Raw genomic sequence first — 2,501 nt, forward strand, 5'->3', positions numbered from 1 at the left:
TATTGAAGACCAACTAAAAGAGATTATAGTTCCTACTGAAGATGTAATAGAAATCAAAAACGGTAAGAAAAAAATAAACGAAAGAAGTCTTTATCCAGGATATGCTTTTGCGCATCTTGATTTGGATACGGCTCTTTGGCACAAAATTCAGTCTCTTCCTAAGGTCGGCAGATTTATAGGCGAGGCAAAAAAACCTACGCCGTTAAGTGAAAAAGATATAAATTTAATTTTAGAAAAAGTCCAAAAGCGAGCTGCTCCTAAGCCAAAAATTTTCTTTGATAATGGGGAAAATGTTCGCATTACGGAAGGACCTTTCGCGAATTTTACCGGTATAGTAGAAGAGTACGATATGATACATGGAAAACTAAGGCTAAATGTTTCGATATTTGGCAGAAGTACTCCAGTTGAGATTTTATATTCACAAGTCGAGAAGATAGTATAAGGAGAAGTTTATGGCTAAAAAAGTTATAGGCGAAATTAAATTACATATTGCTGCCGCAAAAGCAAATCCAAGCCCTCCGGTAGGTCCGGCTCTTGGTCAGCAAGGCGTTAATATTATGGAATTTTGTAAAGCATTTAACGAAAGAACAAAAGATATGGCTGGCTTTAGGGTTCCGGTCGTTATCACTGTTTATGCAGATAGAAGTTTTACATTTATCACGAAACAGCCGCCTGCTACGGATTTGATTAAAAAAGCTGCAGGCATAGAAAAAGGTTCGGATAATCCGTTAAAAAACAAAGTAGCTAAGCTTACAAAAGCTCAGGTGCTTGAAATAGTTGAGAAAAAAATTGCCGACTTAAATACCAAAGATAGAGAGCAAGCAGCTAAAATCATTGCTGGTTCGGCTCGCTCAATAGGAATTACGGTAGTAGATTAATCCTTTTACCACATAAGGATTTTATAAAGTTAAATTTATGCACACGCGTTAATATTTATAGCGCGTGTATTTTAAATTTGACAATGTGGAAGCATAAAATTTAAAAATGCGGAGAAATTAATGTCAAAAAAAACTACAAAAAGATTTGGTAAGCTACTTGAAAAAGTTGATACCACTAAAACCTACTCTTTAGCAGATGCTATTGATACTGTAAAATTACTAAAAAGCGCCAAATTTGACGAAACAGTCGAAATTGCACTAAAACTCAACGTCGATCCAAGACATGCCGATCAAATGGTTAGAGGCTCGGTAGTACTTCCTGCTGGAACAGGCAAAACCGTTCGCGTAGCCGTTATAGCAAAAGATGCAAAAGCCGATGAAGCAAAAGCTGCTGGTGCCGATATAGTCGGTAGCGACGAGCTTGTTGAGGATATCCAAAAAGGAATTATGAATTTCGACGTTCTTATTGCTACTCCAAATTTGATGGGCTTAGTCGGTAAAGTAGGACGAATTTTAGGACCAAAAGGTCTTATGCCAAACCCAAAAACAGGCACTGTTACCATGGATGTAGCTCAAGCGGTTAATAACGCAAAAAGTGGTCAAGTTAATTTCCGTGTAGATAAGCAAGGAAATATACACGCTGGCCTTGGTAAAGTTAGCTTTTCAAAAGAGCAATTAAACGATAATATTTCAACTCTTATCAAAGCGGTAAATAGACAAAAACCTGCGGCAGCAAAAGGTAGATATATTAAGAGCGCCGCTTTATCATTAACTATGAGTCCTTCTGTTTTGCTTGAGACTCAAGAGCTTATGGATCTACGCTAATTTATAGCTAATAAATTTTTATCTTAGATTGGAGATAGCAGAGGCTTTTGCTTAATCGTGCTTTTATGCCACTCTGCTTGAAATCACTAGTCGGAAAGGAGAAAAACTAGATGACGAGAAACGAAAAATCTGAAATAATCAGTAAACTTGAAGCCGAATTTAAAGAAAATGAAGCGATTATAGTTTGCGATTATCGCGGTCTTAGCACTAAAAAACTAGAAGCATTAAGAGATGCTGCTAGAGTTTTAAACGTAAAAGTTCAAATCGTAAAAAATACTCTTGCAAATATCGCTCTTAATAACGTTGAAAAGTCTGGTATGGTCTTAAAAGATACAAATATCTTTATCTGGGGCGATCAGCTTTCAGCTACTAAGGTTGCGGCTAAATTTGAAGAGACCAACAGCGAACTATTCAAAATCAAAACCGCTCATATTGACGGTGAAGTTGCAAGCGTTGAGAAGGTTAAGGCTCTATCTAAGATGCCTAGCCGTGATGAGTTGCTTGCTATGCTTTTGCAAGTTTGGAATGCGCCTATCCAAAATTTCACTATTGGACTAAATGCGCTTAAAGAAAAAAAAGAAAAATCAGCATAATATAAAAGGATAAAAAATGGCAATTACTAAAGAGGACGTATTAGAATTTATCTCTAATCTTTCAGTATTAGAGCTAAGCGAACTAGTAAAAGAATTTGAAGAGAAATTTGGCGTAAGCGCTGCTCCAGTAATGGTAGCAGGCGGTGCAGTAGCAGGCGGCGCAGCCGATGCAGCTGAAGAGAAAACAGAATTTAACATTGTTCTT

5 protein-coding genes are annotated in these 2,501 nt (G+C 37.0%); all 5 read left to right on the plus strand.

Annotated features, from left to right (window positions below; translation table 11 throughout):
• Nucleotides 1-442 (plus strand): transcription termination/antitermination protein NusG (gene nusG, locus Q0200_RS03985; protein ID WP_297938021.1); only part of this gene is annotated, 442 nt, incomplete at its 5' end.
• A gap of 10 nt (nucleotides 443-452) precedes the next feature.
• A complete protein-coding gene (gene rplK, locus Q0200_RS03990; RefSeq protein ID WP_004322124.1) occupies nucleotides 453-878 on the plus strand; it encodes a 50S ribosomal protein L11 in 426 nt (141 codons plus the stop codon).
• 120 nt (nucleotides 879-998) lie between these two features.
• Complete coding sequence (gene rplA / locus Q0200_RS03995) at nucleotides 999-1,703, plus strand: 50S ribosomal protein L1 (protein ID WP_002947612.1); 705 nt, start codon at nucleotides 999-1,001, stop codon at nucleotides 1,701-1,703.
• Nucleotides 1,704-1,813: 110 nt separating this feature from the next.
• Nucleotides 1,814-2,296, plus strand: a complete 483-nt coding sequence (gene rplJ, locus Q0200_RS04000) for a 50S ribosomal protein L10 (RefSeq protein WP_002947610.1) — start codon at nucleotides 1,814-1,816, stop codon at nucleotides 2,294-2,296.
• Between the two features lie 16 nt (nucleotides 2,297-2,312).
• The coding region (locus tag Q0200_RS04005; protein WP_366118225.1) for a 50S ribosomal protein L7/L12 at nucleotides 2,313-2,501 on the plus strand (189 nt) is incomplete at its 3' end.

Source organism: uncultured Campylobacter sp. (genome assembly GCF_938045225.1).
Lineage (GTDB): Bacteria > Campylobacterota > Campylobacteria > Campylobacterales > Campylobacteraceae > Campylobacter_A.

Coding starts and splice junctions, on each gene's coding strand:
- rplK (WP_004322124.1), top strand. CDS start 453: ATGGCTAAAAAAGTTATAGGCGAAATTAAATTACATATTGCTGCCGCA.
- rplA (WP_002947612.1), top strand. CDS start 999: ATGTCAAAAAAAACTACAAAAAGATTTGGTAAGCTACTTGAAAAAGTT.
- rplJ (WP_002947610.1), top strand. CDS start 1,814: ATGACGAGAAACGAAAAATCTGAAATAATCAGTAAACTTGAAGCCGAA.